Source organism: Rhizobium mayense, from assembly GCF_030272705.1.
In the GTDB taxonomy this organism is placed as follows: Bacteria; Pseudomonadota; Alphaproteobacteria; order Rhizobiales; family Rhizobiaceae; genus Rhizobium; species Rhizobium mayense.
In genome coordinates this window covers 1-756 of sequence record NZ_JARFYM010000107.1, presented here as the reverse complement: position 1 = coordinate 756, position 756 = coordinate 1, and the positions used below count along the sequence as shown (strand labels likewise).

The 756-nt window shown below is 60.6% G+C and carries 1 protein-coding gene; it reads right to left on the bottom strand.

What is annotated here, in order from left to right:
- A partial coding sequence (locus PY649_RS34785; protein WP_285873606.1) for an AMP-binding protein occupies positions 1-756 on the bottom strand: 756 nt, incomplete at both ends.

The following is a 756-nucleotide window of genomic DNA, read 5'->3' as shown; positions in this document are numbered from 1 at the left end:
ATAACGGGCCAGATCGCCGGTGCGGTACATGCGGGCGCCGGCTTCGTCACTGAACGGATCGGCCAGGAAGCGCTCCGCCGTCAGCTCCGGCCGGTTCAGGTAGCCGCGCGCAACGCCTGCCCCGCCGATATAAAGCTCGCCCACCGCCCCGAACGGCACCGGCGCACCATGCCCGTCCAGAAGATACACACGCGCGTTGGCAATTGGTCGGCCGATCGGGACAATGGTTGAGGTGGCGAACTCGGTCGGAATGTCATAGAAGACGCAGCCCACAACTGTCTCGGTCGGGCCATATTCGTTCACCATCCTGGCCGTCGGCTGGATTCTGCGCCACAATTCTACCGTGGAGGACGACAGCGCTTCACCGCCGATGACAAACGTGCCGACCTGACTGTCGGTTGTTTCTACCAGCAACTGTTGGCCGAGCACATCCAGATGACTCGGGGTAATCTTGATTATGCCGCACTCTGCATTGAGTTTTGCCCGCAGGCCCCTGATCTCGTCTCGCTCCGTTACAAGCTGTGTATGGCCACCACTCATCAGAGGAGCAAACAGGCTGGTAACGGTCGCATCGAAGGCGAGTGATGAAGAGACCAAGGAAGATGACTTGGGCACGTAGACATCGCAGGCCCAGGACAGATAATTGATCATCCCCCGATGCTCGACCATGACGCCCTTTGGTGTCCCGGTGGAACCGGAGGTATAGATGACATAGGCGAGATGGCGGGGGGTGAGGCCGAGGGCATGCGGCTCGGG